Genomic DNA, 26844 nt, shown 5'->3' with positions numbered 1-26844 from the left:
GAACCCTGATGGGATAGCCGAGCCCGGCGGGAGCGATTGTGGCATCCCGGACAATAGGGGGATGTCGGACATCCCCCATTTGCTCATCCCCTACGCTGCCAGCGCCTCCGAGGGGTGCCAGCAAACGCTGGCCAGCCTGCCCCTGCCGCACCTGGACCGCCTGCTGGCGCGGCTTGCGACCGACCCGGCGCATTCCAGCACGGCGGAGGAAACCAGCTTCTCCTCCCCCCATGAACGCGCCCTGGCCCAGGCCCTGGGCTTGCCCCCGGACGATGGGCGCACGCCCTGGGCTGCCTGGTACCGCCAGCAACAAGGCCAGCCCGCGGACGGCAAGGCCTGGGCCTTCGTCACGCCCTGCCAGTGGCAGGTGACGACCGACCACATCACCTTGCGCGACCCCCAGGCCCTGGGCCTCACCGAAGAATCCTCGCGCGCGCTGCTGGCCATCGTCTCGCCCTGGTTCGCCGAGGACGGCATCCACCTGCACTACGACCAGCCCACCCGCTGGCTGGCCGAAGGCCCCTTGTTCGCCGGCCTGGCCACCGCCTCGCTCGACCGCGTATTGCTGCGCGACGTGCGCGCGTGGATGCCCGATGCCGCCCAAGCCCGCACCCTGCAACGCCTGAACAGCGAGATGCAGATGCTGCTGTACACCCATGCCTTCAACGATGCGCGCGCGGAGCATGGCCTGCCCATGGTCAACTCCTTCTGGGTGCATGGTGCTGGCACCCTGCCCGCCACCACGGCCACGCCCGCGCCCGAGATGCCCCTGGTCCTGCGCGACGCCGCCTTGCGCGAAGACTGGCGCACCTGGGGTGCCGCCTGGGCTGCGCTGGATGCGGGCCCGGTGGCCGGGCTGCTGCGCCAGGCCGAGCAGGGCAGCGCCGTGCGCCTCACGCTGTGCGGCGAACGTGCCGCCCTGGCCTTGCACACCGCCCCACGCGGCCTGGTGCAGCGCATCCAGGCCTATTTCAAGCCCACCCGCTTTGCGCAGATGGCGCCCCAGCTATGAAGATCACGGCAAGAGACATCCCCCCGCGCGCCGCCTGGGCGCTGGAGCAGGCCGGCGTGCACCCGCTGCTGGCACGCCTGTACGCAGCGCGCGGCGTGCGCGACAAGGACGAACTGGACGACGGGCTGGCCCGCCTGCTGCCGCCCGCCGGGCTCATGGGCATCCAGCAGGCAGCCACGCTGCTGGCCGACGCCATGGGGCAGAACCTGCACCTGTGCGTGGTGGCCGACTACGACTGCGATGGTGCCACCGCCTGCGCCGTGGCCGTGCGCGGCCTGCGCCTGCTGGGGGCAAAGCACGTGGACTACCTGGTGCCCGACCGCGTGACCGATGGCTACGGCCTGACGCCACCCATCGCCCGCCGCGTGAAGGAGCGCGGCGCCGACGTGCTGATCACCGTGGACAACGGCATCGCCAGCGTCGAGGGCGTGGCCGAGGCCAAGGCCCTGGGCCTCAAGGTCCTCGTGACCGACCACCACCTGCCCGGCCCCGAACTGCCAGCGGCCGATGCCATGGTCAACCCCAACCAGCCTGGCTGCACCTTCGAAAGCAAGTCCCTGGCCGGCGTGGGCGTGATGTTCTATGTGTTGATGGAACTGCGCTCCGAACTGCGCAAGCGTGGCATGTTCGACACGGCCAGCCAGCCCAAGCTCGACCCACTGCTCACGCTGGTGGCCCTGGGCACCGTGGCCGACGTGGTGCGCCTGGACGCCAACAACCGCCGCCTGGTGGCCCAGGGCCTGCGGCGCATCCGCGCTGGCGCCATGCCGGCCGGCGTGGCCGCGCTGTTCACGGCGGCGGGCCGCAAGGCCCCGGTGGCCACCACCTTCGATTTCGGTTTTGCACTGGGGCCGCGCATCAATGCCGCTGGCCGCCTGGCGGACATGACGCTGGGCATCGAGTGCCTGCTGACCGACGATGCGGGCCGGGCCAGCGACCTGGCGGGACAACTGGACGCCATCAACCGCGAGCGCCGCGAGATCGAAGGCGGCATGCGCGAGCAGGCCATGCTGATGGCCGAGAACCTGTTCGATGAGAGCGAGGATCCGCCGCCGGCCATCAGCGTCTTCGACCCCGACTTCCATGAAGGCGTGGTGGGCATCGTCGCCTCGCGCATCAAGGACAGGCTGCACCGCCCGACCTTCGTGTTCGCTGCCAGCAGTGCGCCGGGCAAGGAGCACGAGCTCAAGGGCTCGGGCCGCTCCATCCCCGGCTTTCACCTGCGCGATGCGCTGGACCTGGTGGCCAAGCGCCACCCCGGCGTGCTGCTCAAGTTCGGCGGCCATGCCATGGCCGCAGGCTGCACCGTGGCCGCAGAGGCCTTCGAGACCTTCGAGCAGGCCCTGGCCCAGGTGGCGCAGGAATGGCTCGACGCATCGACGCTCACGCGCCGCATCGAGACCGATGGCCCGCTGGCGCCCGAATACTGCAGTGCCGACGTGGTCGATACCCTGCACCGCGAGGTCTGGGGCCAGGGCTTTGCGCCCCCAACCTTCAGCGAAGAGGTGGTGGTACTGAGCCAGCGGCTGGTGGGCGAAGCCAAGAACCACCTGTCCATCAAGCTCATGCACCAGGGCAACCCCGTCGACGCCATCTGGTTCGGACACACCGACCAACTGCCGGCCCGCGTGCTGCTGGCCTTTCGCCTCGATGTCAACGAGTGGCGCGGGGAACGCAAGGTGCAGTTCCTCGTGGAAGGCGCAGAAATCTAGCGCGGCGCGCTGCTCACGCCTGCACGGGCCCCTTGCCGCGCTGGCGCACCACCGTCACCTGCTCGCCGCCCACGCCCCAGTTGTCGGGGTCGATCTCATCGATGATGACGGTCACGGTCTCGGGCTTCTTGTCGAGCACCTCCTGCATGAGGCGCGTCACACCGGCAATCAGCGCGGCCTTCTGGGCCGAGGTGGTGGGGATGTCGCGGTTGGCCAGGCGGATGTTGATCAGGGGCATGGGAAGGCTTTCTTTCCGTCGGTAAGTTGCAGTCTCAGGAATGGCAAAGGCAGCCTGCGCTGCCTTGGTGGATTGTCTGCGGGAGCGCTGCCCCGTTGCAGCGCCTGCGGTCAGAAGCTTTCCCAGTCGTCGTCTCCCCCCTTGGCCGTGGCGCGGGGGGCCGGTGCCGGTGCGGGACCTGCGGCAGCGGGCTTGTGGGCAGCCGTCGCCTTCTTGGGCACGGAGGAGGTCAGGCGCGCAGCTGCCGGTGCAGCGGCCCGTGCGGCGGGTTTGCCGGCAAGTGCCGTGCGCGCCGGTGCCGGCACGGCCCGGCTGGCGGCCGGTGCGGGGCGTGGTGCGGCGGCCGCACGCGGCGGCGCGGCAGGCGCTCGCACAGCCACGGCGCCGACGTTGAACATGGATACCACCTCGGCCAGCTTCTGTGCCTGGTCGCGCATCGAAGCCGCTGCCGCCGTGGACTCCTCGACCAGCGCCGCGTTTTGCTGCGTCATCTGATCCAGGTGCGTCACCGCCTGGTTGACCTGGGCGATGCCGTCGCGCTGTTCGGTGGACGAGGCCGTGATCTCCCCGATCAGGTCGCTCACCCGGCGCACGCTCGATACGATCTCTTCCATGCTCTGCCCGGCCTGCGCCACCTGGGCCGAGCCCGACTCGACGTTCTCCACGCTGGCGCTGATCAGGGCCTTGATCTCCTTGGCCGCCTCGGCGCTGCGGCCCGCCAGGCTGCGCACTTCGCTGGCCACCACGGCAAAGCCCCGGCCCTGCTCGCCGGCCCGGGCAGCTTCCACCGCCGCGTTCAGCGCCAGGATGTTGGTCTGGAAGGCGATGCCGTCGATGGTGCCGATGATGTCGGCGATCTTGCGCGAGCTGTCGGTGATCTGCTGCATGCTGCTGACCACCTGGCCCACCACTTCGCCGCCGCGCGCTGCCGCCTGGGCCGCGGTGCCTGCCAGCTGGTTGGCCTGGCGAGCCGTGTCGGCCGATTGCGAGACCGTGGCCGTCAGCTGCTCCATGCTGGCCGCGGTTTCTTCGAGGTTGGACGCCGTCTGCTCGGTGCGTGCCGACAGGTCATGGTTGCCGTTGGCGATCTCCACCGAGGCCGAGGAGACCGAATCCACGCCATGGCGCACCTCACTGACCACGCCGCGCAGGCGTGCCGACATGGCCGACAGCGAGCGCAGCATGTGGCCGAACTCGTCCTTGCGGGTGGACTGCAGCTCACGCGTGAGGTCGCCTGCGGCGATGGCGTCGATGGTGCTCACCGCCTGGTTGAGCGGGTCGCTGATGGAGTGGACCAGCCTCCAGGCCAGAAAGATGCCCACCGCCAGCAGCACCATGGACATGATGATTCCCGAGATGGCGTATTCGATGCGGCGCGCCGTGGCGTCCGCGCGGATGGCATCGCGGCGCTTTTCCAGCGTCGCCACGAAATCGTCCTGGGCCTTGAGGTACTTGGTGACCAAGGGCGCGAACTCGTTGTCCGCAAACTGCTGGGTGGCCACGGCGTCGCCGGCGCCCTTGAGCTCCCAGGTCTTGGCCGTGGCCGCCAGCACGGCCTTGCGGGCGTCCAGCACCTTGTCCAGCGCCGCCTTTTCTTCAGGCGCCGTGGCGGAGGCAATGATCTTTTCCTGCACCTTGTTGATGGCGCCGATGATTTCCTTGACCTTGGCGCCGTACTGCTCGGACAGCACGGCATCGGTGGTCACCGCGCCGCCCATGACCATGTTGACGGCCGTCTCGGTGGCGCCGCGCCAGCGCACGGCGGCGGAAATGCGCGCCTCGATCTCGATCACGGCATCCAATGCCGAGGTCATGGAGTTGTTGCCCCGGTTCTGCGCGAAGCTGGAGAGCAGCAGCATCGCGATCATCAGCCCCAGGAATGCCCCCCACAGCTTGCGGGAGACGCGGATATTGTCGAATTGCATGCTCATTTCCTTGTGAACCTGTGACGTTGCCATGTCTCGCACGCCCATCGGCGGAAACATTCAATTACATTCATCACAAGGCATAGCCTACGCTAGCCACAAGCGCTCGGCACGCTCCGCCCACCGGGACAAACCCGAATGTCAGAGTCGCGCCCGACAGACCAGAAGCCGTTGCGCACCGTCCGGGGCGCTTTGGCGCCCCCGGCGCCGGCCGCGGCATGAACCAGGTCAACCACCAGGCTCAGAAACTTTCCCAGTCGTCATCCCCGCCCTTGGCCGTGGCCCGGGCGGCGGGTGCTGGTGCGGGCCCTGCTGCGGCGGGCTTGTGGGGGGCCGCAGGCTTGGCAGCCGATGAAGTCAGGCGCGCTGTCGCGGGGGCTGCAGCGCGCGCTGCCGGTTTGCCTGCAACGGCGGGACGCGCCGGTGGCGGCACGGCCCGGCTGGCCACGGGCGCGGCGCGCTGGGGGGCCGCCGGTGCCCGCGCAGGCATGGCCCCCACGTTGAACACCGCCACCACCTCGGCCAGCTTCTGCGCCTGGTCGCGCATCGAAGCCGCTGCCGCCGTCGATTCCTCGACCAGCGCGGCGTTCTGCTGTGTCATCTGATCCAGGTGCGTCACCGCCTGGTTGACCTGGGCGATGCCGTCGCGCTGTTCGGTGGACGAGGCCGTGATCTCCCCGATCAGGTCACTCACCCGGCGCACGCTTGAGACGATCTCTTCCATGCTCTGCCCGGCCTGCGCCACCTGGGCCGAGCCCGACTCGACGTTCTCCACGCTGGCGCTGATCAGGGCCTTGATCTCCTTGGCCGCCTCGGCGCTGCGGCCCGCCAGGCTGCGCACTTCGCTGGCCACCACGGCAAAGCCCCGGCCCTGCTCGCCGGCCCGGGCAGCTTCCACCGCCGCGTTCAGCGCCAGGATGTTGGTCTGGAAGGCGATGCCGTCGATGGTGCCGATGATGTCGGCGATCTTGCGCGAGCTGTCGGTGATCTGCTGCATGCTGCTGACCACCTGGCCCACCACTTCGCCGCCGCGCGCTGCCGCCTGGGCCGCGGTGCCTGCCAGCTGGTTGGCCTGGCGAGCCGTGTCGGCCGATTGCGAGACCGTGGCCGTCAGCTGCTCCATGCTGGCGGCGGTTTCTTCGAGGTTGGACGCCGTCTGCTCGGTGCGTGCCGACAGGTCGTGGTTGCCGTTGGCGATCTCCACCGAGGCCGAGGACACCGAATTCACGCCGACCCGCACCTCGCTCACCACGGAGCGCAGGCGGGTGGACATCGCGGACAGGGCCCGGGTCAGCACACCGAGCTCGTCCTTGCGGTCATCCTGGATGTCCTGCGTGAGATCCCCGGCAGAAATGGCCTCGGCCAGGCGCACCGCCCGGTCGAGCGGCCGCGTGATGGAGCGCACCAGCAAGGCTGCCATCAGCATGCCCAGCACCACCACCACGACGGCACTGGCCGCGCCGATCACCACGAGGTTGTCGCGTGTGGCATGCGCCGCCTGCACCGCCTGGTCGCGCTGGCGCTCTTGCGCCGCCACGAACTTGTCGATCGACTCCAGATAGGCCACCGCCTTCGGGCGGTAGACGCTGGCCAGGTACTCCTGCTTGGCCGCCGCATCGCCCGCGTCGGTCAGCGCCTTGAGCTTGTCCGTCTGGCCGCGGATGTCGGCGCGCGTGGCGGCCACGTTGGCCAGGGCCGCCTTGTCTTCGGCCGACACCGAGGATTTGCCGATTTTCTCCTGCACCGGCGTGATGCGGGCCGTGAGGGCCGCCACGCGCGCGTCGAAATCGGCCTTGAGCGCGGCATCGGTGGTCACGAAGCCGGCCATCGACATGGTGACGGCCACCTCGGCCAGGCCCCGCCAGCTCACCGCCGTGGTGATGGCGGACTCGTATTTTTCGACGGCCGCCTCGGTGTCGGCAGTCACCCGCCGCCCATGCCACTGTGTAAAGATGGCGGCCACCAGCATCAGTGCCAGCAAGCCCAGGATCACGCTCCACATCTTGTGGGCCACGCGCAGGTTGTTGAAATTCATGGTTGATCCTTACGCTCTGCCGGGACAGCAGACTGGTCCGGCTCTGTGAGTTCTTGCCTTAGGAAAACCGTCAAACCAGCGATCGCTGCCAGGACAGCAGGCGGGCACCGGGAGGTGCCCTGCTCGCTTGTAACCAGTGTTGCTGGAATCAGCACGCCGCGTTATCGGTACAAGCCCTAAAATGACCCGGTGACCACCACCCTGCTCAACGCCGACCTGCACTGCCACTCCGTGGTATCCGACGGAACCCTGACCCCGGAGGCGCTGGCTGCGCGTGCCAAGGCCAATGGGGTGGAGCTGTGGGCGTTGACCGACCATGACGAAATCGGCGGCCAGCACCGGGCCGAAGCAGCCGCCCGCGCGCAGGGCATGGCCTACCTCACGGGCGTGGAGATCTCGGTCACCTTCGCAGATACCACCGTCCACATCGTAGGCCTGGGCTTCGATCCTGACAACACCCAGCTGGCCGAAGGTCTGGCCGCCACCCGCGGCGGACGCGGCGAGCGTGCCAAGGACATGGCGCAACAGCTCTCCCGGGTGGGCATCGAGGGGGCCTATGAGGGCGCGCTGCAGTTCGTGGGCAATCCGGCGCTGATCTCGCGCACGCACTTCGCGCGCTTTCTGGTCGAAACAGGCGTCTGCAGGGACACCTCCGAGGTGTTTCGCCGCTTTCTCACCGAGGGCAAGCCCGGCTACGTGCCGCACCGCTGGGCCAGCCTGGGCGATGCCGTGCGCTGGATCACGCAGGCCGGGGGCATGGCGGTGATCGCCCATCCGGCGCGCTACAAGTTCAGCGCGAACGAAGAGTACGCGCTGTTCTCCGAGTTCAAGGCCCACGGTGGACGCGGCGTGGAGGTGGTGACCGGCAGCCACAGCCCGCCGGAGTATGTGACCTACGCAGCGATGGCCCAGGAATTCGGACTGGCCGCATCGCGCGGCAGCGATTTCCACAGCCCCGACGAATCGCACACCGACCTGGGCACCCTGCCGCCGCTGCCCGGTACGCTGACCCCCATCTGGGAGCTGCTGGCCGACCGCATACGCCCGGCGGCTGCCGCCTGACCTGACTGCATCTTCCCCATGGCCCAGTATTTCGAAGTCCACCCCGACAACCCCCAGCCGCGGCTGCTCAAGCAGGCCGCCACGCTGCTGCAAAAGGGCGGCATCGTCGCCGTCCCCACCGATTCGAGCTACGCGCTGGTATGCCACCTCGACGACAAGGATGCGGTGGACCGGCTGCGCCGTATCCGCCAGGTAGACGACAAGCACCACCTGACCCTGCTGTGCCGCGACCTCTCGGAGCTGGCCAATTACGCGCGCGTGGACAACCGCCAATACCGCCTGCTCAAGCTGGGGACGCCCGGGCCCTATACCTTCATCCTCGAAGCCACCAAGGAAGTGCCACGCCGCGTGAGCCACCCCTCGCGCAAGACCATCGGCCTGCGGGTGCCCGAGGGCAAGGTGCTGCAGTTGCTGCTGGAGCAGCATGGCGCGCCCCTGCTCGCCACCACGCTGATCCCTGCCGGCGAAACCGACCCCCTGAACGACCCGGAAGAAATCCGCGAGCGCTACGAAAAGCTGGTGGATGCCATCGTGGATGCCGGGGCCTGCCCCCGCGAGCCCACCACGGTGGTGGACCTGACGCCCATGGGCACGGGCGGCGACCCCGAGGTGGTGCGCGAAGGACGCGGCAGCCTGCAGGCACTGGGCCTGTAACCCTCAATCCAGCTTGAACGCACCCACGGCGCGCTGCAGGTCTTGCGCGCGCGACGACAGGGCCGAGGCGGCGCTGGCCGCCTGTTGGACCAGCGCCGCGTTCTGCTGCGTGGCACTGTCCATCTGCGCCACGGCGCCGTTCACGTGCTCGATGCCCGAGCTTTGGGCGTGCAGCGCACCCGAGATCTCGCCCAGCAGCGTGCTGACCTGGCCGACTGCGCCCACGATCTCTTCCATGGTCTTGCCGGCGCGGCCCACGTGGCCAGCGCCGCTCTCGACCTGGTCCACCGACTGGCTGATCAGGGTCTTGATCTCGCGGGCCGCCACGGCACTGCGCTGCGCGAGGCTGCGCACCTCGCTGGCCACCACGGCAAAACCCCGGCCCTGCTCGCCCGCGCGGGCGGCTTCCACCGCCGCATTCAGGGCCAGGATGTTGGTCTGGAAGGCAATGCCTTCGATGACCTGGATGATGTCCACGATCTTGCGCGAGCTGCCGCTGATCGCCTGCATGGTCTGCACCACGTCACCCACCACGGCGCCACCGCGCTCGGCGATTTGCGAGGCGTTCACGGCCAGGCTGCTGGCCGAGCGGGCGCGCTCGGCGTTCTGGCGCACGGTGGTGGTCAACTCGGCCATGCTGCCAGCCGTGTCGGCCAGGGAGCTGACCTGGTCTTCGGTGCGGCGCGCCAGGTCGGAATTGCCCGAATCGATGTCCGCCGCCGCCTCGGTGATCGAGTCCGTGGACTGCTTGATGCCCGAGACCAGTTCGGTCAGCGTGTCTTCCATGGTGCCCAGCGCCGTGAGCAGGCGGCCGAAGTCGCCTTCGAGCTCGGACGAAAATTCCTGGCTCAGATCGCCCGAAGCCACCGTCTCAGCAATCAGGATGGCCTGGTTCAGCGGTGCCACGATGCCATTGCGCAGCAGCACGAAGGCCACCAGCGCCACGATGAATACGCCCGCGCCCAGCACCGAGACCCAGGTGCGCACGCTCTGCAGGTGGCCATGGCCCTGGCGGATGGCCTGCTCCAGCGGACCGCGCTGCGCGTCGGTAAGACCAGTGGCGGCCGCCACCGAGGCCTTGTACGCATCTTCCGCACTGCCCACCCCGCTCAAGGCTACGACCATCAGGATGGCCACCATCAGGCCGATGAGGCCGAACGCCAATATGAGGCGGGTTCCAATCTTCAAACGATCCAGGCCCATGGGATTCATCTCCGATGTCAGTGTTGTATGTATATGTACGGCGACCGTTGCGTTCAATGTAGCGCGGACAGGGCCTGCACCCAGTCTGCCACGCCTGTATCCATTTGAAACAGCCATGGCATGGTAACAATCCCGCCAGGAACCTGCTTGGAGGAGCGGATGTCGCGCGTCTGAGACAATTGGACCGGTGGACATCTCCAATCTCATCCAAACCGTTCTGATCTATGCCTTGCCGGTGCTCTTCGCGATCACCGTGCACGAGGCGGCCCATGGCTATGCGGCGCGCCACTTTGGCGACAACACCGCGTACATGATGGGCCGGATCACCCTCAACCCGCTCAAGCACATCGACCCCATCGGCACCATCCTGATGCCGCTGGTGCTGTACTTTGCGACCTCGGGGGCTTTCCTTTTTGGCTATGCCAAGCCGGTGCCGGTGAATTTTGGCAACCTGCGCAACCCCAAGCGGCACATGGTCTGGGTGGCACTGGCAGGACCGGCATCCAACTTCGTTCAGGCCGTTTTCTGGGCTCTGGTCCTGGTGGGCCTGATCGGTGCCGGAGTACAGGAGCGCTTTTTCATCGAGATGGCGCGCGCCGGCATGCTGGTCAATCTCGTGATGTGGGCGTTCAACCTGTTTCCGTTGCCCCCGCTTGATGGCGGCCGCATCCTCGTTGGCCTGCTCCCCTGGAAGGCGGCCCACATGGTCTCGCGCATCGAGCCTTTCGGCTTCTTCATCGTGATGGGCCTGGTAGTGGCCGGCGTGGTGGGCACGATCTGGCTGCGCCCGCTGATGACCCTGGGCTACGCTGCCATCAACCTGCTGCTCACGCCCTTGATGGCACTGCTGCGCTGAGCGCCTTGTCCTTCCCTCTTTTTCGCTGAATCCGTTCCCCCCCATGAGCACCACGCGCTTTCTCACCGGCATCACCACCACGGGCACGCCCCACCTGGGCAACTTCGTGGGCTCCATCCGCCCCTCGGTGGCGGCCAGCCTCACGCCCGGCGTGCAGAGCTTCTACTTCCTGGCCGACTACCACGCACTGATCAAGTGCGAGGACCCGGCACGCATCCAGCGCTCCACCCTGGAGATCGCGGCCAGTTGGCTGGCGGCGGGGCTGAACCCCGAGCAGGTCACGTTCTACCGCCAGTCCGACATCCCCGAGATTCCCGAACTGACGTGGCTGCTGACCTGCGTGACCGGCAAGGGCGTGCTCAACCGCGCCCACGCCTACAAGGCCAGCGTGGACAAGAACACGGCGGCCGAGCGCGATGCCGACGACGGCGTGACGGCCGGCCTGTTCATGTACCCGGTGCTCATGGGTGCCGACATCCTGATGTTCAAGGCGCACAAGGTGCCGGTGGGCCGCGACCAGATCCAGCACATCGAGATGGCGCGCGACATGGCGGCCAGCTTCAACCACCTGTACGGCGAGCACTTCGTGCTGCCCGAGGCCGCGATCGACGAACATGTGGCCACCCTGCCCGGCCTGGACGGCCGCAAGATGAGCAAGAGCTACGACAACACCATCCCGCTGTTCAGTTCGCGCGAGCAGCTCAAGAAGCTGATCGGCGGCATCCTGACCGACTCGCGCTCGCCTGGCGAGGCCAAGGAAGTCGAGGGCTCGGCCCTGTTCCAGATCTACCAGGCCTTCGCCACCGAGGCCGAGACCGCCGCGCTGCGCCAGCAGTACGCCGACGGCATTGCCTGGGGCGATGCCAAGCAGGTGCTGCTCGAACGCGTGGACCAGGTGATCGCCCCCATGCGTGCGCAGTACGAAGAGCTGATCAACAACCCCGCCCGCATTGAGCAGACTCTGCTTGCCGGCGCCGAGCGTGCCCGCGCGCTGGCAACTCCCTTCATCCGCGAGCTGCGCTCGGCCGTGGGCCTGCGCAGCCTGGTGCAGGCCGGCACAGCCACCAAAGCGGCCAAGACAGCCAAGGTGGCCCTGCCCTCGTTCAAGCAGTACCGCGAGGCCGATGGCAAGTTCTACTTCAAGCTCGTGGCGGCCGACGGCCGCCTGCTGCTGCAGAGCACAGGCTTTGACGCCCCCAAGGAGGCCGGCCAGGCCATCGGCCAACTGCAAAAGGGTGGCGATGCCCTGCAGGCGCTGGCACCCCGGCTGGCGCAAGTGGACGGAGTAGAACCGGCCGATGTGACGGCGGCGCTGCAGGCACTGGCGGATGCAGCCACTGCCAGCTGATACAGCCGCGCCCCTTCAATCCCTGTAGCGCACGCGCGCCCACAGGGTCGGCCGGGTGTCGCCATTGAGCGGTGCCTGCGCCGTGGCGATAAAGGACCAGCGCCGGTCCGCCGAATCCATGGAGTGCACCAGCACCAGATCCCAGCCCGGCCTGCGGGCAATGCCATTGGCTTCGTCCGCAAAACGCGAGCCCCTGTAGACCAGCGAGCCGGCCGACAGGTCGCGCCCGCCATGCTTCCATACGCTGGCCAACGCCAGTGTATGCCGTGAAAATCCCGGCAGCGCATTGCCCCCGAACTGGTTGCCCAGGTTGCGCGACTGCGCCCAGCCGTAGCTGCCCAGCACACTCCAGCGCGGCGCCAGCACCCGGTTGAGCGCCACGCCCGCCTGGTGCAACCGGCCCTGGCTGAACACCGGGTTCTCGTTGTACGGGTCCACCACGGTCTGCCCGGTCTGGATCTGCGCGCCCAGGCTGCCCACGCGGTCCAGGTTCACCAGGCCCCGGGGCGGCAGTACCAGGCTGCCGTTGGCAAAGGTGGGGTTCACGATGTCCTGGCTGGACAGCATGGCGAAGCCGAAGGTGCGTTCATCGAACTCCCAATCCAGTTGCGCCGCGCGCTTGCGCCCGAAGCTGCCGGGCAACTGGTAATGGTGGTCGATGGCGATGGCCCCCAGCGCGACAGGCGAGAGCGTGTGCGCGCTCGGCGAACGCACGTTTTCGACGTAGGCCAGGTGCAGCGCCCGGCCCGGCCCCATGCTGTAGGACATGCCCAGCCGGGGCAAGGGGTGGCGCGCGTGGCCGCCGCGCTCGGCAGTGGGGTCCGCCAGGTCCTCGTCGGTCAGCGAATCGAAGAAGCGCTCGCCGTAGCGCACGGCCAGGCGCGGCCAGTAGGCTTCGGCATGCCAGGTCCAGGGGCCATCGCGCCATTCGCCCGCCAGCCAGGGCATCTGAAAGCGCGCCTGCGTGCGCTGGGTAGAGGTGACCACCGGGTCGGACAGGCCCGAGTCGGATGCTCCGCGGGCACCCTCCCAGCCCAGGCTCAGGCGACGGGGGCCCCACTGCACCGTGTGGCGCAGCAGCACGCCATCGTCCGAATCGGTGATGCGTGAATCCTGCGGGCCGTAGGTGGCATCGTCGAGCACCAGGCCCTGGCCAAAGCGTGCGCGGTGCAGCTTGAGCCAGGTCTGCGCATCGGGTGACCAGCGCCAGGAGCCACCCAGGTCCGTGCGCTCAGAGCGCTGGCGTGCCAGGCCATTGAAGGTGATGCCGTTGCCGAAATCACGCCCTTGCGGAAAGCTGTAGCGCAGCCGGTCCTCGGTGTGCAGCAGGAACAGGCCCAGGCTTTCGGTGGGGCGCATGCCCAGCGCCAGATCGAAGCCCGGCGACGACAGGCGGTAGCTGGGCGCGCCGCCGTTGTTCGGCCACATCTGCACGCCGTTGGTACGCACCTGCCAGGCCAGGGGCACCGGCGCGGCGGCAAAGCCGTGGTGGCCGACATCGGCGGCCAGTTTGTCCTGCACCGAACCGCGCTCGGCACTGGCGATCCAGAGCCACTCGCCCCCCTGCGTGAGCATCAGCGGCGCCTGCTTCTCGCTGGCGCCGAAGGCCGTAGGGTCGCTCAGGTAGCCCTGGTAGCGCTCGGAATTGCGGCTGAAATCGCTCTCATAGCGGTTGGCCAGAAAGAAGTGGCTTCCCGCCCACAGCGGGTAGTACGAGGCGCTGGCATAGGCCCGCGCCCAGTGCTCCATGCCGAAGTCACCGAGCGCCTTGCCCAGGTTGGCCGAGCCCTGGCTGTCACTGGTGAGCGGGTCGAGCGACTTGAGGTAGGGCAGGCGCATGAGCGCCTCGCGCGCGGCGGCAATGGCCTGCACCGGCTCACCCTGGTCATTGCGCAGCACCGACTCGATCTGCCAGGGCAGCGGGTCGTTCGGGTCGGCCACGCGGGCGCGCGCCAGCGAGTCGAGCGCAGCCGCGCGCTCGCCCAGTTGGTACTCGGCCACGGCCAGCCACACCTGGGCGCGGGCGTAGCGCGGCTCGATCACCAGGGCCTTGAGCAACTGGGTGCGGGCGGCGGCGGGGTCGCCCTGCTGCAGTGCCAGCAGGCCCGCGCCTGCCAGGCTCACATAGTCGTCACCCGCCTGGGCCAGGGCGGCCGCGAAACCGCTTTGGGCATCGAGCAACCTCAAGGCCTCGGCCGCCAGCGTGGCCTGCTCGCCCTGGTAGGCCGGGTGCTCTGGCGCCAGCGCTACCGCGCTTGCCAGGGCCTGGCGCGCACCACGCAGGTCGCCGCGCTCACGCAGGGCGCGCCCCAGGCCCCACTGGGCAGCGGCCTGGTCGGTAGTGGGCTCCTGGCGTGCCTCGGCACCGGCCACGGCACGCCGGTACAGGGCGATGGCCTCCTCGCCACGCCCTTCCAGGCGGTGCCAATCGGCATCGGCCAGTAACAGCGCCGTGGCCTCGGGTGCCCGGGCGCGCGCGGCATCGAGCCAGGCGCGTGCCTGTGCGCCCTGGTCCAGCGCCATCAGCAGCTCGGCCCGGCGCGCTGCCGTGCGCGGGTCCTGCGTGCGCTGCCAGGCGTTGGCCAGGCGCTGCTGGGCCGTGTCCATGCGGTCGTCGAAAACCTCCAGGTCGGCCAGCAGCAGCTCGGCCACAGCGCCGCCCTGCCCGCTGGCAGACAACGCCAGTAGCCGCTCCCGCGCGCGCGGCCACTGGCCCGTGCGCAGGTCGTCGCGGATGGAGGACAACGGGGGCGCCACATCGGGGCCCTGCAGCTCGGCCCAGCGCGCGGCATCCACCGGGTTGGCCATGACCCACTGCACCCGGTCACGCGGGCGCACCAGCACGCGCTTGACCGGTGCCTTGCCAGGCTCCGCAGTGCCCTGTTCCGACGGGCCCAGCTCCACCCGGCCGAAATCGTTGGACAGGTCGACCTGGCCCGAGAGCACGGTGAGCGTCGTGCGGCCCGCCGCATCCACCTCCACATCCCAGTCGGTGCCGCGCACCACGGCCAGGGCTGCAGGAGTCTGCAGTTGCAGCGAGGCCGGGGCTTTCTTGGTGCGCGCCCACAGCCGGCCGGCGGCCAGCTCCAGCAGGGTGCGCTCGGGCTGCGATTCGCACAGGCGCAGCTGCGCGTTGGCCGACATGCGGATCTGCGTGCGGTCGGCCAGCAGCAGCGCGGCCGACGACAACTCCAGCGTGCGCACGCCCGCACCCGCGCCCAGTTGCTGGGCCAGCGCGGCAGGCGACCAGGGGCCCTGGCCTGCCGGCCGAGTCTGGCCTTGCCCGGCCAGGGCTACGACCTGCGCAGCCACAGCGTCGGGGGCGACGGACACCCCCGCACACTGGGCCCAGGCACCGGGAAGGCACAAGGCGCACGCTCCCAGGGCAACCGGGGTCGTGATCCACAAGCGTGTCGACGGCATAGCGGGCCTTTCAGGGTTATTTTTCCAGCGCGTGCGCAAATGCGTCAGCACCGGCCGCAGCAGGTCCCTGGGCATCGGCCAGACCCTGCACGTGCGTCTTCAGCCGGTCGGCCTGGGCGGCCCACAGCGGCGCCAGGTGCACGGCCCGTGCCCGCCACTCGTCGCAGCACGCCAGGGCCTCGCCCCAGCGGCCCGCACGCACATGGGTCTGCAAAGCCAGGCTGGTGGCCACCAGCGGCGCATCCTCGCACGGGGTGTAGACATCGATGCCGCTGCTGCGGCCGGCCAGCACCACGGCGTCGAGCCAGAGCAAGGGCAGTGGTTGGTCCCCCTCCTGCGGCAGCGCGCTGCGCGTGGCTTCGGACAGCAGGATGCCGGTGCCGAAAGCCTTGTTGGCGCCTTCCAGCCGGGCCGCGGTGTTCACCGCGTCGCCCACGGCGGTGTAGGTGAAGCGGCCTTCGGAGCCCAGGTGCCCCACGGCCGCCTCGCCCGTGTGCAGGCCGATGCGCAGCTGCAGCCCGGCAAAGGGGGTTCCCGCCCACTGGCTGCGCAAGGCGTTCATTTCCACCTGCATCTCCTGCGCGCAGGCCAGCGCGCGTGCCGCGTGCTGCGGCTCGGCCACGGGGGCGTTCCAAAAGGCCATCACGGCATCGCCGATGAACTTGTCGAGCGTGCCGCCATGGCGGTGCACGGCATAGGTCATGCGCGTGAAGTAGGCGTTGAGCGCACGCGCCACCGCCTCGGGTGGCAGGTGCTCGCTGGCCGAGGTGAAGCCCGCCAGGTCCGAGAACAGCAGCGTGAGCACGCGCCGCTCACCGCTGATGGCCGGTGCCGCCCCACTGGCGATCAGCGCGCTGACCACGGCCGGCGGCACGTAGCGCCCGAAGTCCAGCCGCAGGCGCTCGCGCTGGCGCCGCTCACGCCAGTAGCTGTCAGTCGCGCCCACATTGAAGTGCAGCGCCAGCGCCACCAGCGTGGGCAGCGTGGGCCACCAGACACCCTGCAGGTAGGCCCACAGCCCGCCGATCAATGCCAGCAGCGCCAGCGCCACGCTCAGCCACACGGCCAGCCAGCCACGCCAGCGCCGCGTGAGCGCCGCCACCAGGGCAATGGCCGCTGCCGCCTGCAGCAGCGGGAGCGCCGGGTGCGCAGGCACGATCCAGTCGCCGGTCAGGCCGTTGATGAGGGCCGTGGCATGCAGCATCACGCCCGACTGCGTACCTTGCCCCAATGTGCGCAGCGGCGTGGTGAACTGGTCCACCCCGCCCACCGGTGTGTTCTGGCCGAGCAGCAGCAGGCGCCCCTGCAGCGCACCGGGCGCCAGCAGCCGCGCCGGGTCCAGCGCCTGGGTGTAGTGCACATAAGGCAGCGCCACCTCGGGGGCGTAGTAGCGCAGCAGTGCGCCGGGTGGCGGTGGCACGATGGTGCGACCCGCAGCCTGTGCGAGCACACGCCACATGGCATCGCTGTGCCCGGGTGCGCTGCGCTGCACGCCGTCGTCGTCGGGGTGCATGCCCACGTCGCCGTGGCGCGCCTGGTCGAAGACGGACATCACCCTCTGCTGGTACTGCGCCACCTGCCCGCTCTGCACGGTTACCTGGGCGCTGGCCAGCACCACCGGCATGCGCCCGTGCAGGGCTCGGCCCAGGGCTGCGTCGTCTTCGGGTGTCTGGGCGGTGGACAACAGCAGGTCGATGCCGAGCCCCGCCGCGCCGGACGCAGAAAGCGCGTCGACCAATCGCGCATGCAGCCGCCGGGGCAGCGGAGTCGCGGCCTGCAGGGCCGCGAGGCTGGGCTCGTCGATGCCGATGACCACTACGCCGGCATCGGGCCGCACGGGCGCCGTCAGGCTGCTGAAGAGATCGTATTCCAGGCGCTGCAGCGGCTGCCAGACCGGCAGCAGGTGCAGCACGGCCAAAAGTCCCAGCGGCACGAGCAGGCGCAGCGCCCACTGGCGCCCCGCATCCCCTGACACCGCCGACCGGATCCAGGCCATACAACTCCCATCATATGTAACGTACTGTATCCCAGGGCGCGGCTGCAGCAAAGCATGCTGTCTATCCGCCCACACTGGCTTAGACTGGCCCGACGCCTACCGGAGACTTCCATGAAGACCTTGATTGCATGCGCTGCCCTGCTGGCTCTGCTTGCGGGCTGCGAATCGGCCACCACCCGCCCGCCCTCGGGGCCCATGGCATCGGGCCGGGACCGCACCTTCAGCGTGCCGGTGTATGGCACCGATGCCTCGCCGGCCTACAACGCAGCCACCCGCGAATGCCAGAAGCTGGCCCTGTTCCCCAAGCTGCTGCGCAACGAGGGCTCGCGCCTTGTCTTCGAGTGCGTGAGCGAAAACCCCAATCGCTGAGCCCGATGGCCAGGCGCCAAACTGCTGCCGTCACCGCCGTGCTCGCGCTTGCCACGGGTCTGCCCGCGCTGGCCCAGGTACGCCATGACCGGCAACACCCCGTGTGGACCAACAGCCTGGGCATGCCATTCGTGAAGTTGCCCGCGGGCAGCTTCGTGATGGGCGGTGTCGAGGCCCCCGATGTGCTGGCACAGGCCTACCCGCAGCTGGAGCCCAAGCGTTTTGCCGAGCTGACCGATGAAGGCCCGGCCCACCGGGTGGTCATCAGCACAGCCTTCTACCTGGGGCAGCACGAAGTCACGGTAGGCCAGTTCCGGCGCTTCCTCGCAGCGTCGGGCTACCAGCCCGAATCGGAGGCCGACGGCACCGGCGGCTATGGCTACAACGCTCTGTACGACCCGGCCACCACGCGGCGCGGCGATGCCTTCGAAGGGCGCGACCCGCGCTACTCGTGGCACAACCCGGGTTTCCCGCAGGGTGACGACCACCCCGTGGTCAACGTCACCTGGAACGACGCCCAGGCCCTGGCCCAGTGGCTCAGCCGCACCGAAGGCCACCGCTACCGCCTGCCGACCGAGGCCGAGTGGGAATACGCCTGCCGCGCCGGCACGCGCACCCGCTACCCGCATGGCGACGACCCGGAGGGGCTGCTGAAGAACGCCAACACCTTCGACCAGGACGCAGCCCCCTACTGGCTGCGCTGGCAGCAGCATGCGCTGCGCGGCAGCGACGGCCACGCCTTCACCGCCCCCGTAGGCAGCTACGCGCCCAATGCCTTCGGCCTGCAGGACATGCTGGGCAATGCCTGGGAGTGGGTGGCCGACTGGCATGGCGACACCTACTACGCCGAATCACCGGTCGTGGACCCCGGGGGCCCGGCCGAGGGCAGCGTGCGCGTGCGCCGCGGGGGCTCCTGGCACACCTGGTCTTTCTACGCACGCTGTGGCTACCGCAACTGGAACAGCCCGCAGACCCGCTACACCCTGGTGGGCATGCGGCTGCTGCGCGAAATCGCGCCCTCCGCAGCCGCCCGGCCCGGCCCGAGCCCGGCAGCCAAGCGCCGCCTGTCATCGCCCGTGGCACGGTGAACAACTGTCAAACCTGGCGATCCCCAAGATGGGGCATGGAATGGGCCGCCGCACATCGCGAATAATGCACAGTTAATCTTGAATGGAACGACCATGCGCATAGCGGCGTTAGACGACGATGCGCTTCAGCTGGATCTGATCAAACAGGCCACCGAAGCGATGGGCCATGTGTGCCATACCCACCTGACCGGTGCCGCGCTGATGCGCGAGATGCGCCGCGAAACCTTCGACCTGCTGATCGTGGACTGGCACCTGCCCGACACCACCGGCCCCGAGGTGGTGCGCTGGGTGCGCGAGAACGTGGGCAAGCAGTTGCCCATCCTGTTCGTGACCAACCGGCAGGAAGAGCGCGACATCGTCGAAGGCCTGGGCAGCGGGGCGGACGACTTCATGGTCAAGCCCGTGCGCATTGGCGAGCTCAATGCGCGCGTGGCCGCGCTGTTGCGCCGAGCCTACCCGCAGAGCACCGGTGGCGCGCTCGATTTCGGGCGTTACAGGTTCTTTCCCGAATCGCGCTCGCTGGAGATCAACGGCACGCCTGCCGAACTCAAGAACCGCGAATACGACCTGGCCCTGTTCCTGTTCCAGAACATGGGGCGCCTGCTCTCGCGCGACCACCTCAAGGAGGTGATCTGGGGGCAGGGTTCGGACGTGCTGTCGCGCTCGCTCGACACCCATGTCTCGCGCCTTCGCACCCAGCTGGACCTGCGCCCCGTCAACGGCTACTTCATCACCGCCGTGTATGGTGTGGGCTACCGGTTCGAAGCGGTCGAGCCTGGCCGCTAGTGTCCCATTGCGCAATGGATACAACGGTTCTGACTGAAGCTTTGCCGCCCCCTGCGGCACCTAGGAGAGTTGACGTGGCTACCCACCGCCTTGCATTGCCCCTGTCGGCCGTTGCCCTGCTCACGGCGGGACTCGGTTGCGCGCATGCGCAAAACGCCCCCGAGGCGCAGACGGACGAAATCCCGCACACCGTGCGGGCCGGCGACACGCTCGAAGGCCTTGCCAACGCCTACCTGGACAATCCACGCCAGTGGCTGCTGTTGCAGCAGCGCAACAAGGTGGCCAACCCAAGGCACCTGCAGCCGGGCTCCACCGTGTGGATCCCTGTGCGCCTGCAGCCCAAGGCCTCGGCCCAGGTGGAATTCGTGCACGGCAGCGCCACGGCGCAGCCCGGCGCCCAGGCCGCAACGCAGCCTGTGGCGCAAGGTGCCCGCCTGGACGAAGGCACCCGCCTGCAGGTGGGGCCGGACAGCTATATCGCCGTGCGCCTGGCCGACGGCACGCTGGTGCGCGTGCAGGCCCAGTCCGACCTGCAATTGCGCCAGCTGCGCCGCCGTGGGCGCACAGGCAGCGTGCAATCGGTGCTGGAGATGCGCGCCGGCAGCGTGGAGTCGAGCGTGACGCCCAGCGCCGATGCACTGCGCCGTTTCGAGATCCGCACGCCGCGCGCCGTGACCAGCGTGCGCGGCACCGAGTTCGGTGTGGCGCTGGCGGCCTCGGGCCAGGCCACGGCCTCGGTGCTGGAAGGCTCGGTGGCCGTGCAGTCGCGTGCCGAGAATGCCGCGCAACCGGCCCCCGACACCACCTTGCTGGCCCGTGGCCAGGGTTTGTCCGTCGCGCCCGATGGGACGCTGGGTGCACCACGCAACCTGCTGGCGCCGCCCGATCTGTCCACCGTACCCGCCCAGCTGCACGACCTGGGCCTGCTGGCCATCAATGTCCCTGCGACCCCTGGCGCCACGGCCTTCACCGCCCAGGTGGCGCGCGATGCGGCCATGACGCAGGTGCTGCGCAGCGGCCGCTTTGCCGATGGCCAGTTGCGCTGGGCGGCACTCGACGATGGCAGCTACCACCTGGCCGTGCGCGCCGTTGACGAGGCCGGCATTGCCGGCCTGCCGGCCACGCGCCCCATCACCATCAAGACCCGGCCGGTGCCGCCGCTGTACCAGCAGCCGGCCCCCGGCGCCGTGCTGCCGCGCGTGACCGGCGCGCTGCGCTGCACCGAGGTCCCGGGTGCCCGCTGGTACCGCATCCAGGTGGCGGCCAGCGCCGACTTCGCCACGCCGTTGCTGGACGAGGGCCGCCTCGGCACCTGCCAGCTGACGCTGGCCACACTGCCCCTGGGCAACTACTTCTGGCGCGCGGCCACCATCGCAGAGCCCGCCGGTGGCGCACTGGACCAGGGGCCGTTCGCACCCGCGCAGCCCTTCGCCGTGGCCCAGCAGCCCGCTGCGCTGGACCTGTCGGCCATGCAGGCGACGGATGGCGACACCATCGTGCGCCTGCACTGGCCCGCCCAGGCCGGCCAGCGCTTTCGCGTGCAGCTGGCACCAGACCTGGAGTTCAAGACCATCATCCAGGACATCCAGCTCGACGAGCCCCGCTGGACCTCTGCGGATGGCTTGGCTGCAGGCACCTACTTCGTGCGCATCCAGGTGCTGGACCCCTCGGGCCTGCAAAGCGAGTTCTCACCGCCGCGCAGCATCCGCGTGGGCACGGGGCTGAATACCAGCTCCGGGCTGCCCCTGTCCACCATGGGCGGTGAGCCCGTGCGCCGCCCCTGAGCCCTTGCGGTCGATGCCCACGCCGCATTCCCGCACGCGAAACCAGCAGCGGCGGGTCGAATGGGCCGCCATCGCGCTGACGCTGCTGGCCCTGGTCGCCTGGCTGAGCACGCCCAGCATGCTGCCGCGCACCAACCACCTGGTGCAGGACACCGGGCTGCGCCTGGTGTCGCGCCCGGCGCAAGCCGATATCGCCGTGATCGCGGTGGACGACCGCAGCATCGGCGTGATCGGCCGCTGGCCCTGGCGGCGCGCACTGCACGCACAGCTGATCCAGAACGTGTCGCGCCAGGCACCGCGGGTGATCGGCATGGACGTGCTGTTCAACGAGGAAGACCTCGACTACCCCGAGGACGACCTGCTGCTGGCCGATGCCGTGGCCCGAAGCGGCCGGGTGGTACTGCCGGTGATGCAGCGCCAGGGCCCGTCCGAGCCGGGCGACGGGGCGGACCGCCCCATTCCTGCACTGGAGCAGGCCGCCGCCCGGCTGGGGCATGTGCACGTGGCCTCGGACGAGGATGGCGTGGTGCGCAGCCTGTACGCGCGCGAAGGGCCGGCCAGTGCACCCTGGCAGCACTTCAGCATCGCCATGCGCTGCGTGGCCACGCCGTCGCTTGGTGGCTGCCCGCCAGCGCGCTGGAGCGATCCGCCTGCGGATGGCGCCCGCTGGGAGCGTGCAGGCCGTCGCCTCATCCCCTATGCGGGCGGGCCGGGGCATTTCACCACCTACTCCTACATCGACGTGCTGCGCGGCGAAGTGCCAGCCGATGCCTTTCGCGGCAAATACGTGCTCGTGGGCTCGATTGCCGCCGGGCTGGGCGACATGTTCGCCACCCCGGTAGGCCAGGAATCGCGCCTGATGCCGGGTGTGGAAGTGATCGCCCAGGTGCTCGACGCCGACCTGGCGGGGGTGCAGATCCACAGCGCGCCGGCCGCGCTGAACATGGCTTTCAACCTGCTGCCGGTGGTGCTGGCGCTGGTGGCGCTGCTGCTGCTCGGGCCCTTCGCGGCCCTGCTCACCAGCATTGCCTTGGGCGCGCTGACCCTGGCCATGGCCGTGGTGCTGCCGGTGTGGAGCGGCCTGCAGTTCGCGCCCGCCGCCGCCCTCATCGGGCTGGTGCTGGCCTATCCGCTGTGGAGCTGGCGGCGCCTGAGTGCAGCCGCCCAGTTCCTCAGGCTGCAGATGGAGACCCTGCAGCGCCAGGGCCTGGTGATTCCGCTGCGTGGCCCGGCGGCCAGCAGCGGCGACTTCCTGGAGCGGCGCATCAACGCGGTGGAATACGCCTCGCGCCAGCTGCGCGACATGCACCATTTCGTGAGCGAGAGCCTGCAACAGCTGCCGTCGCCGACCATGGTCTGCGACACCGAAGGCCGTATCCTGCTGGCCAACACGGCTGCGCGGCGCCATGTGCTGGGCATGGCCGAGGTCGAGGGCGACCCCATGGTCTGGCCCCTGCAGGGCCGCCAGATCACTGACGTGCTGGGCGACTTGATCGACATCGCCACCGAACAGCCACTGGTGACGCAGGAGCGGCTGGCCAACGGCAACCTCCCGGCCCGCCGGGAGGGGCGCGATGCCAAGGGCCGCAGCGTGCTGGTGCAAAGCCGCCAGTTCACCGACCTGGCGCAATCGGGCTGGCTCGTGACCCTGGTGGACCTGACCGAGATACGCAGCGCACTGCAGCAGCGCGACGAGGCCATGCACTTCATCTCGCACGACATCCGCGCGCCCAATGCGTCCATCCTCACCCTGCTCGAAATGCACCAGGCCTACCCGGGCCGCATGTCGGACGCGGAACTCATGCAGCTCATCGCGCGCTACGCGAAGAGCTCGCTGGGCATGGCCGAGAATTTCATTCAGTTGGCCAGCGCCGAGTCACAGGCGATGCGGCGGGAACCCCTGGACTTGGCCGACGTGCTGCACCAGACCGTGGACGAGGCCTGGGTGCTGGCGCGCGATGCCGACGTGCAGGTGCTGGTGGCCGATGCGCCGGAAACCGCCCCGTGCATGGGCGACCGCTCGCTGCTGTGCCGGGCGCTGGCCAATGTGGTCAACAACGCCATCAAGTACAGCCCACGCGGCAGCACCGTGCGCTGCGCCCTGGTGGCTCGACCGGGTCAATGGGCCATTGCCGTGCGCGACGAAGGCCCGGGCATTGCGCCGGCTCTGCAGGACAAGCTGTTCGCCCCGTTCCAGCGGCTGCATGACCGCAGCCACCCCGGCATTGCCGGCGTGGGCCTCGGGCTGGCCCTGGTGCGCACCGTGGTGCAGCGCCATGGCGGCAGCATCGAGGTCGAGAGCGACGAAGGAAAGGGCGCGGAGTTCAGGCTGGTGCTGCCGCAGGGCGAGGCACCGCCCGATTGAATCGCAGCGAGGCCGATCAGGCCGTGGCTTCGGCTTCCAGGTGCACCTGGTCGGCCAGGGCATCGCCTTCACCGGCCAGCAGACCGATGCAATCGAGGGCCGTGGGCGGATCGCAAGGCTCAGCGTACACGCGCAAGGCAATGTCCTGCGCGGCGGGCGAGAAGAGCAGCCACAGCTTGTCGGCCTGCTTGTCGTAGCACGAGAACAGCGCCCGCCTGGAGCCTGCCGGCGAAATCAGGAACTGCGACATGAACATCTGCTGGATGCGCTGGGTGGGCTCGAAGGCCTGGGCATCGTTGCCCAGCGACAATTTGTACCAACTTTTCATAAGAACCTTTCGACCACAAGGTCTGTGTGTGCTGGCTCCATCGTATTTTCGACTGCGGGTTTTCCCACCTCTTCGAAGGCGCATAGGCCTGTAGGACTGCGACCACCGGGCGCGAAGGAGCGCGATCAGTGCTTGCCCAGATAGGCCTCGCGCACGGCAGGATCCGCCAGCAAGGCCTGCGCCGGTCCCGAAGACGCGATCTCCCCGGTCTTGAGCACGTAGGCGCGGTCCGCCACCTTGAGCGCCTGGTTGGCCATCTGCTCCACCAGCAGGATGGTCATGCCGCGCTGCTTGAGCGCGCGGATCACACCGAAGATCTCCTTGACGATCAGCGGCGCCAGGCCCAGCGAGGGCTCGTCGAGCAGCAGCAGGCGCGGGCGCGCCATCAGCGCGCGGCTGATGGCCAGCATCTGCTGCTCGCCGCCGCTCAGGGTGCCGGCCATCTGGTGCTGGCGCTCGCGCAGACGCGGGAAGGTGGTGAACTGCTCCTCGATGTCCGATGCGATCGCGGGATCGGATGCGGGCCGCAGGTAGGCGCCCAGCAGCAGGTTGTCGCGCACGCTCTGGTCTGGGAACACTTGGCGCCCCTCGGGCGACTGGGCAATGCCCAGGGCCACGCGCCGGTGGGCCGGTGTGCGCGCGAGGTCCTGGCCCTCGAACACGATGCGGCCCCCAGCACAGGGCTCCAGGCCCGAGATGGCCTTCATCAGCGTGCTCTTGCCCGCACCGTTGCCGCCGATGAGGGTGACCACCTCCCCGGCGGCCACCTCCAGGCTCACGCCCTTCAAGGCATGGATGGCGCCGTAGTTCACTGCGAGTTGTTCGATTTGGAGCATGGTCGCCTCAGGCAAGGGCATGGGCTGGTGTGGCGGGGTTCTCGTCCTCGTCATCCACACCCAGGTAGGCGGCAATCACGCGAGGGTCGACCTGCATGGCGGCGGGCGCGCCTTCGGCGATCTTGGCGCCGTAGTCGAGCACCACCACATGGTCGGACACGGCCATCACCAGGTCCATGTGGTGCTCGATCAGCAGCACGGTGATGCCCTTGGCGCCAATGCGCCGGATCAGCTCCGTCAGCTCCTGCGTTTCCTGCGGGTTCAGGCCTGCGGCCGGCTCGTCGAGCAGCAGCAGGCGCGGCTGCGTGGCCAGCGCGCGGGCCAGCTCCAGGCGCCGCTGCAGGCCATAGGGCAGGCTGCCGGCCTCGTCGTGGGCACGGTCCAGCATGCCCACGAACTGCAAGAGGCGCACGGCCTCCTCGCGTGCCTGGCGCTCCTCGCGCCGCGCCGAGGGCAGGCCGAACAGGCTGGCCCCGAACCCCACGCGCAGGTGCGGGTGCAGGCCAACGAGCACGTTGTCGAGCACGCTCATGTGCGTGAACAGCTTGAGGTTCTGGAAGGTGCGCCCTATGCCCAGCCGGCAGATCTGGCTGGCGCGCACGCGGGCGATGCTCTGCCCGGCGAATTCGATGCCCCCCTTGTCTGGCACCACGATGCCCGACAGGATGTTGAGCAGCGTGGTCTTGCCCGCGCCGTTGGGGCCGATCAACGCATGCACATGCCCCGAGCGCAGCGACAGGCTGACGTCGTTGGTCGGCACCACGCCGCCATAGGCCTTGTAGAGTCCACTGGCCCTCAGCACCACGCCATCGGCATGGGCGACCTGCGCCTGGCGCGGCAACCACTCGCCCTGACCCATTGGCAATGGCGGCGCCTGGTGCAGCCGCGGCCACAGTCGCCGCCCCAGCCGCTGCAGCGCACCGGCCAGGCCCTGCGGCATGGCGTACAGCGCGAACAGCAGCAGCGCCCCGTAGGTGAAGTGCTGCAGCCCCGGCCAGCGCGCCAGGAAGGCGTCGAGCAGCGTGAGCGCCACGGCGCCCACCGCCGGCCCCATGATGGATGGGCCGCCGAACAGCACGATCAGCAGCAAAAAGATCGACAGATTGAAGCTGATGAAATCGGAGTTGATGTATTGGTTCTGCTGCGCCACCAGCGCCCCGGCCACACCGCAGGTGACTGCGCTGATGACGAAGGCCAGCACCTTCATGCGGTAGACGTGGATGCCCACGCTCTCGGCCGCCACCTCTGCGGCCTGCACGGCCTGGAAGGCCCGGCCGTACTTGCCCCCGAGCAGGGTGCGCAGCATGAGGTGGGTGGCCAGCGCAAAGGCCAGCACCAGCCAGGCCCAGCCGCGCATGTCCAGCATGCGCCCGCCGAGGGACGGCGGCACGATGCCGTAGATGCCCTGCTGGCCGCCGAAGGGCACCTGCCACTCGGTCACGATCTTCTCGACCACGATGCCGAAACCGATGGTCACCATGGCCAGCGACGGCCCCTTGACGCGCAGCGAGGGCAGCGCGATCAGCACACCGAAGAGCCCCGCCACCACGGCCGCGGCCACCAGCGCCAGCCAGGGGTTCCAGCCCGCCTGCGTCGTGAGCAAGGCGGCGGTGTAGGCCCCGGCAGCGAACAGGCCGGCGTGGCCCAGCGACTTCTGCCCGCTCCAGCCGACCAGCACATTCAGGCCGGCAGCGGCCAGGTAGTACATGCCGGCCGTGAAGATGATCTTGAGATAGAAGTCGTTGCTGATCGCCAGCGGCGCCAGCACGGCAACGGCGGCGACCGCAATGAACGCCATGGTATGTGTAGAGATGCGCATGGTGG

At 69.2% G+C, this 26844-nt stretch carries 20 protein-coding genes; 11 read left to right on the top strand and 9 right to left on the bottom strand.

Features of this window, described 5'->3' with window-relative positions; translation table 11 throughout:
* Positions 1-61: 61 nt before the first annotated feature.
* Together ACSQ9E_RS02440 and recJ are read left to right on the top strand one after the other, a co-directional pair.
* Positions 62-1012 carry a phosphoglycerate mutase gene (locus tag ACSQ9E_RS02440; protein WP_436216807.1) on the top strand — a complete coding sequence of 317 codons (951 nt, stop codon included), beginning with the start codon at positions 62-64 and terminating at the stop codon, positions 1010-1012.
* Positions 1009-2724 (top strand): single-stranded-DNA-specific exonuclease RecJ, encoded by a 1716-nt coding sequence (gene recJ / locus ACSQ9E_RS02435; RefSeq protein ID WP_436216806.1) that lies wholly within the window; start codon positions 1009-1011, stop codon positions 2722-2724. The genes ACSQ9E_RS02440 and recJ overlap by 4 nt, the downstream gene beginning before the upstream one ends.
* Positions 2725-2737: 13 nt before the next feature.
* Here recJ and ACSQ9E_RS02430 read toward each other — a convergent pair whose 3' ends face one another.
* From ACSQ9E_RS02430 to ACSQ9E_RS02420, 3 genes are all read right to left on the bottom strand, one after another.
* A complete protein-coding gene (locus tag ACSQ9E_RS02430; protein WP_057268337.1) occupies positions 2738-2962 on the bottom strand; it encodes a tautomerase family protein in 225 nt (74 codons plus the stop codon).
* Positions 2963-3072: 110 nt separating this feature from the next.
* A complete protein-coding gene (locus ACSQ9E_RS02425) occupies positions 3073-4887 on the bottom strand; it encodes a methyl-accepting chemotaxis protein (RefSeq protein ID WP_436216805.1) in 1815 nt (604 codons plus the stop codon).
* Between the two features lie 241 nt (positions 4888-5128).
* Positions 5129-6922 carry a methyl-accepting chemotaxis protein gene (locus ACSQ9E_RS02420; protein WP_436216804.1) on the bottom strand — a complete coding sequence of 598 codons (1794 nt, stop codon included), beginning with the start codon at positions 6920-6922 and terminating at the stop codon, positions 5129-5131.
* A gap of 189 nt (positions 6923-7111) precedes the next feature.
* Here ACSQ9E_RS02420 and ACSQ9E_RS02415 point away from each other — a divergent pair, with 189 nt between their 5' ends.
* Both ACSQ9E_RS02415 and ACSQ9E_RS02410 read left to right on the top strand, forming a co-directional pair.
* Complete coding sequence (locus tag ACSQ9E_RS02415) at positions 7112-7984, top strand: 3',5'-nucleoside bisphosphate phosphatase (protein ID WP_436216803.1); 873 nt, start codon at positions 7112-7114, stop codon at positions 7982-7984.
* An 18-nt stretch (positions 7985-8002) separates the two neighbouring features.
* A complete protein-coding gene (locus ACSQ9E_RS02410; RefSeq protein WP_436216802.1) occupies positions 8003-8638 on the top strand; it encodes an L-threonylcarbamoyladenylate synthase in 636 nt (211 codons plus the stop codon).
* A gap of 3 nt (positions 8639-8641) precedes the next feature.
* Here ACSQ9E_RS02410 and ACSQ9E_RS02405 read toward each other — a convergent pair whose 3' ends face one another.
* Positions 8642-9841, bottom strand: a complete 1200-nt coding sequence (locus ACSQ9E_RS02405) for a methyl-accepting chemotaxis protein (protein WP_436216801.1) — start codon at positions 9839-9841, stop codon at positions 8642-8644.
* A 187-nt stretch (positions 9842-10028) separates the two neighbouring features.
* Between ACSQ9E_RS02405 and ACSQ9E_RS02400 the strand changes: the two genes are divergently transcribed.
* Both ACSQ9E_RS02400 and ACSQ9E_RS02395 read left to right on the top strand, forming a co-directional pair.
* The gene (locus ACSQ9E_RS02400; protein ID WP_436216800.1) at positions 10029-10697 is read left to right on the top strand and encodes a site-2 protease family protein; all 669 of its coding nucleotides are present in this window, start codon (positions 10029-10031) and stop codon (positions 10695-10697) included.
* Between the two features lie 43 nt (positions 10698-10740).
* On the top strand, positions 10741-12045 hold the full coding sequence (locus tag ACSQ9E_RS02395; protein WP_436179497.1) for a tryptophan--tRNA ligase: 1305 nt from the start codon (positions 10741-10743) through the stop codon (positions 12043-12045).
* 15 nt (positions 12046-12060) lie between these two features.
* Here ACSQ9E_RS02395 and ACSQ9E_RS02390 read toward each other — a convergent pair whose 3' ends face one another.
* Together ACSQ9E_RS02390 and ACSQ9E_RS02385 are read right to left on the bottom strand one after the other, a co-directional pair.
* Complete coding sequence (locus tag ACSQ9E_RS02390; RefSeq protein WP_436216799.1) at positions 12061-15378, bottom strand: FecR domain-containing protein; 3318 nt, start codon at positions 15376-15378, stop codon at positions 12061-12063.
* 106 nt (positions 15379-15484) lie between these two features.
* Positions 15485-17464, bottom strand: coding sequence for a CHASE2 domain-containing protein (locus tag ACSQ9E_RS02385; protein ID WP_436216798.1), 1980 nt, complete (start codon positions 17462-17464; stop codon positions 15485-15487).
* A 111-nt stretch (positions 17465-17575) separates the two neighbouring features.
* Between ACSQ9E_RS02385 and ACSQ9E_RS02380 the strand changes: the two genes are divergently transcribed.
* The 5 genes from ACSQ9E_RS02380 (at position 17576) to ACSQ9E_RS02360 (ending at position 23856) form a co-directional block, all read left to right on the top strand.
* Positions 17576-17833 (top strand): hypothetical protein, encoded by a 258-nt coding sequence (locus ACSQ9E_RS02380; protein WP_179681767.1) that lies wholly within the window; start codon positions 17576-17578, stop codon positions 17831-17833.
* Positions 17834-17838: 5 nt separating this feature from the next.
* Complete coding sequence (locus ACSQ9E_RS02375; RefSeq protein ID WP_436216797.1) at positions 17839-18921, top strand: formylglycine-generating enzyme family protein; 1083 nt, start codon at positions 17839-17841, stop codon at positions 18919-18921.
* A 93-nt stretch (positions 18922-19014) separates the two neighbouring features.
* On the top strand, positions 19015-19707 hold the full coding sequence (locus ACSQ9E_RS02370; RefSeq protein ID WP_179681769.1) for a response regulator transcription factor: 693 nt from the start codon (positions 19015-19017) through the stop codon (positions 19705-19707).
* A 74-nt stretch (positions 19708-19781) separates the two neighbouring features.
* On the top strand, positions 19782-21491 hold the full coding sequence (locus ACSQ9E_RS02365) for a FecR domain-containing protein (RefSeq protein WP_436216796.1): 1710 nt from the start codon (positions 19782-19784) through the stop codon (positions 21489-21491).
* Positions 21492-21504: 13 nt separating this feature from the next.
* A complete protein-coding gene (locus tag ACSQ9E_RS02360; protein ID WP_436216795.1) occupies positions 21505-23856 on the top strand; it encodes a CHASE2 domain-containing protein in 2352 nt (783 codons plus the stop codon).
* A 16-nt stretch (positions 23857-23872) separates the two neighbouring features.
* On the opposite strand, the gene ACSQ9E_RS02355 is transcribed toward ACSQ9E_RS02360, so the two are convergent.
* The 3 genes from ACSQ9E_RS02355 to ACSQ9E_RS02345 all read right to left on the bottom strand — a co-directional run bounded on the left by ACSQ9E_RS02355 (position 23873) and on the right by ACSQ9E_RS02345 (position 26839).
* Positions 23873-24184, bottom strand: a complete 312-nt coding sequence (locus ACSQ9E_RS02355; RefSeq protein ID WP_436216794.1) for a hypothetical protein — start codon at positions 24182-24184, stop codon at positions 23873-23875.
* Positions 24185-24309: 125 nt separating this feature from the next.
* Positions 24310-25020 (bottom strand): ABC transporter ATP-binding protein, encoded by a 711-nt coding sequence (locus ACSQ9E_RS02350; protein WP_436216793.1) that lies wholly within the window; start codon positions 25018-25020, stop codon positions 24310-24312.
* 7 nt (positions 25021-25027) lie between these two features.
* Positions 25028-26839: a branched-chain amino acid ABC transporter ATP-binding protein/permease gene (locus tag ACSQ9E_RS02345; RefSeq protein ID WP_436216792.1), complete on the bottom strand. Its 1812-nt coding sequence runs from the start codon at positions 26837-26839 to the stop codon at positions 25028-25030.
* Positions 26840-26844: the final 5 nt, after the last annotated feature.

Origin of the sequence: Acidovorax sp. LjRoot118, from assembly GCF_964253575.1 — a bacterium.
In the GTDB taxonomy this organism is placed as follows: domain Bacteria; phylum Pseudomonadota; class Gammaproteobacteria; order Burkholderiales; family Burkholderiaceae_C; genus Acidovorax.
The sequence above is the reverse complement of the archived record's forward strand: the minus strand, read 5'-3'. Positions and strand labels throughout refer to the sequence as shown.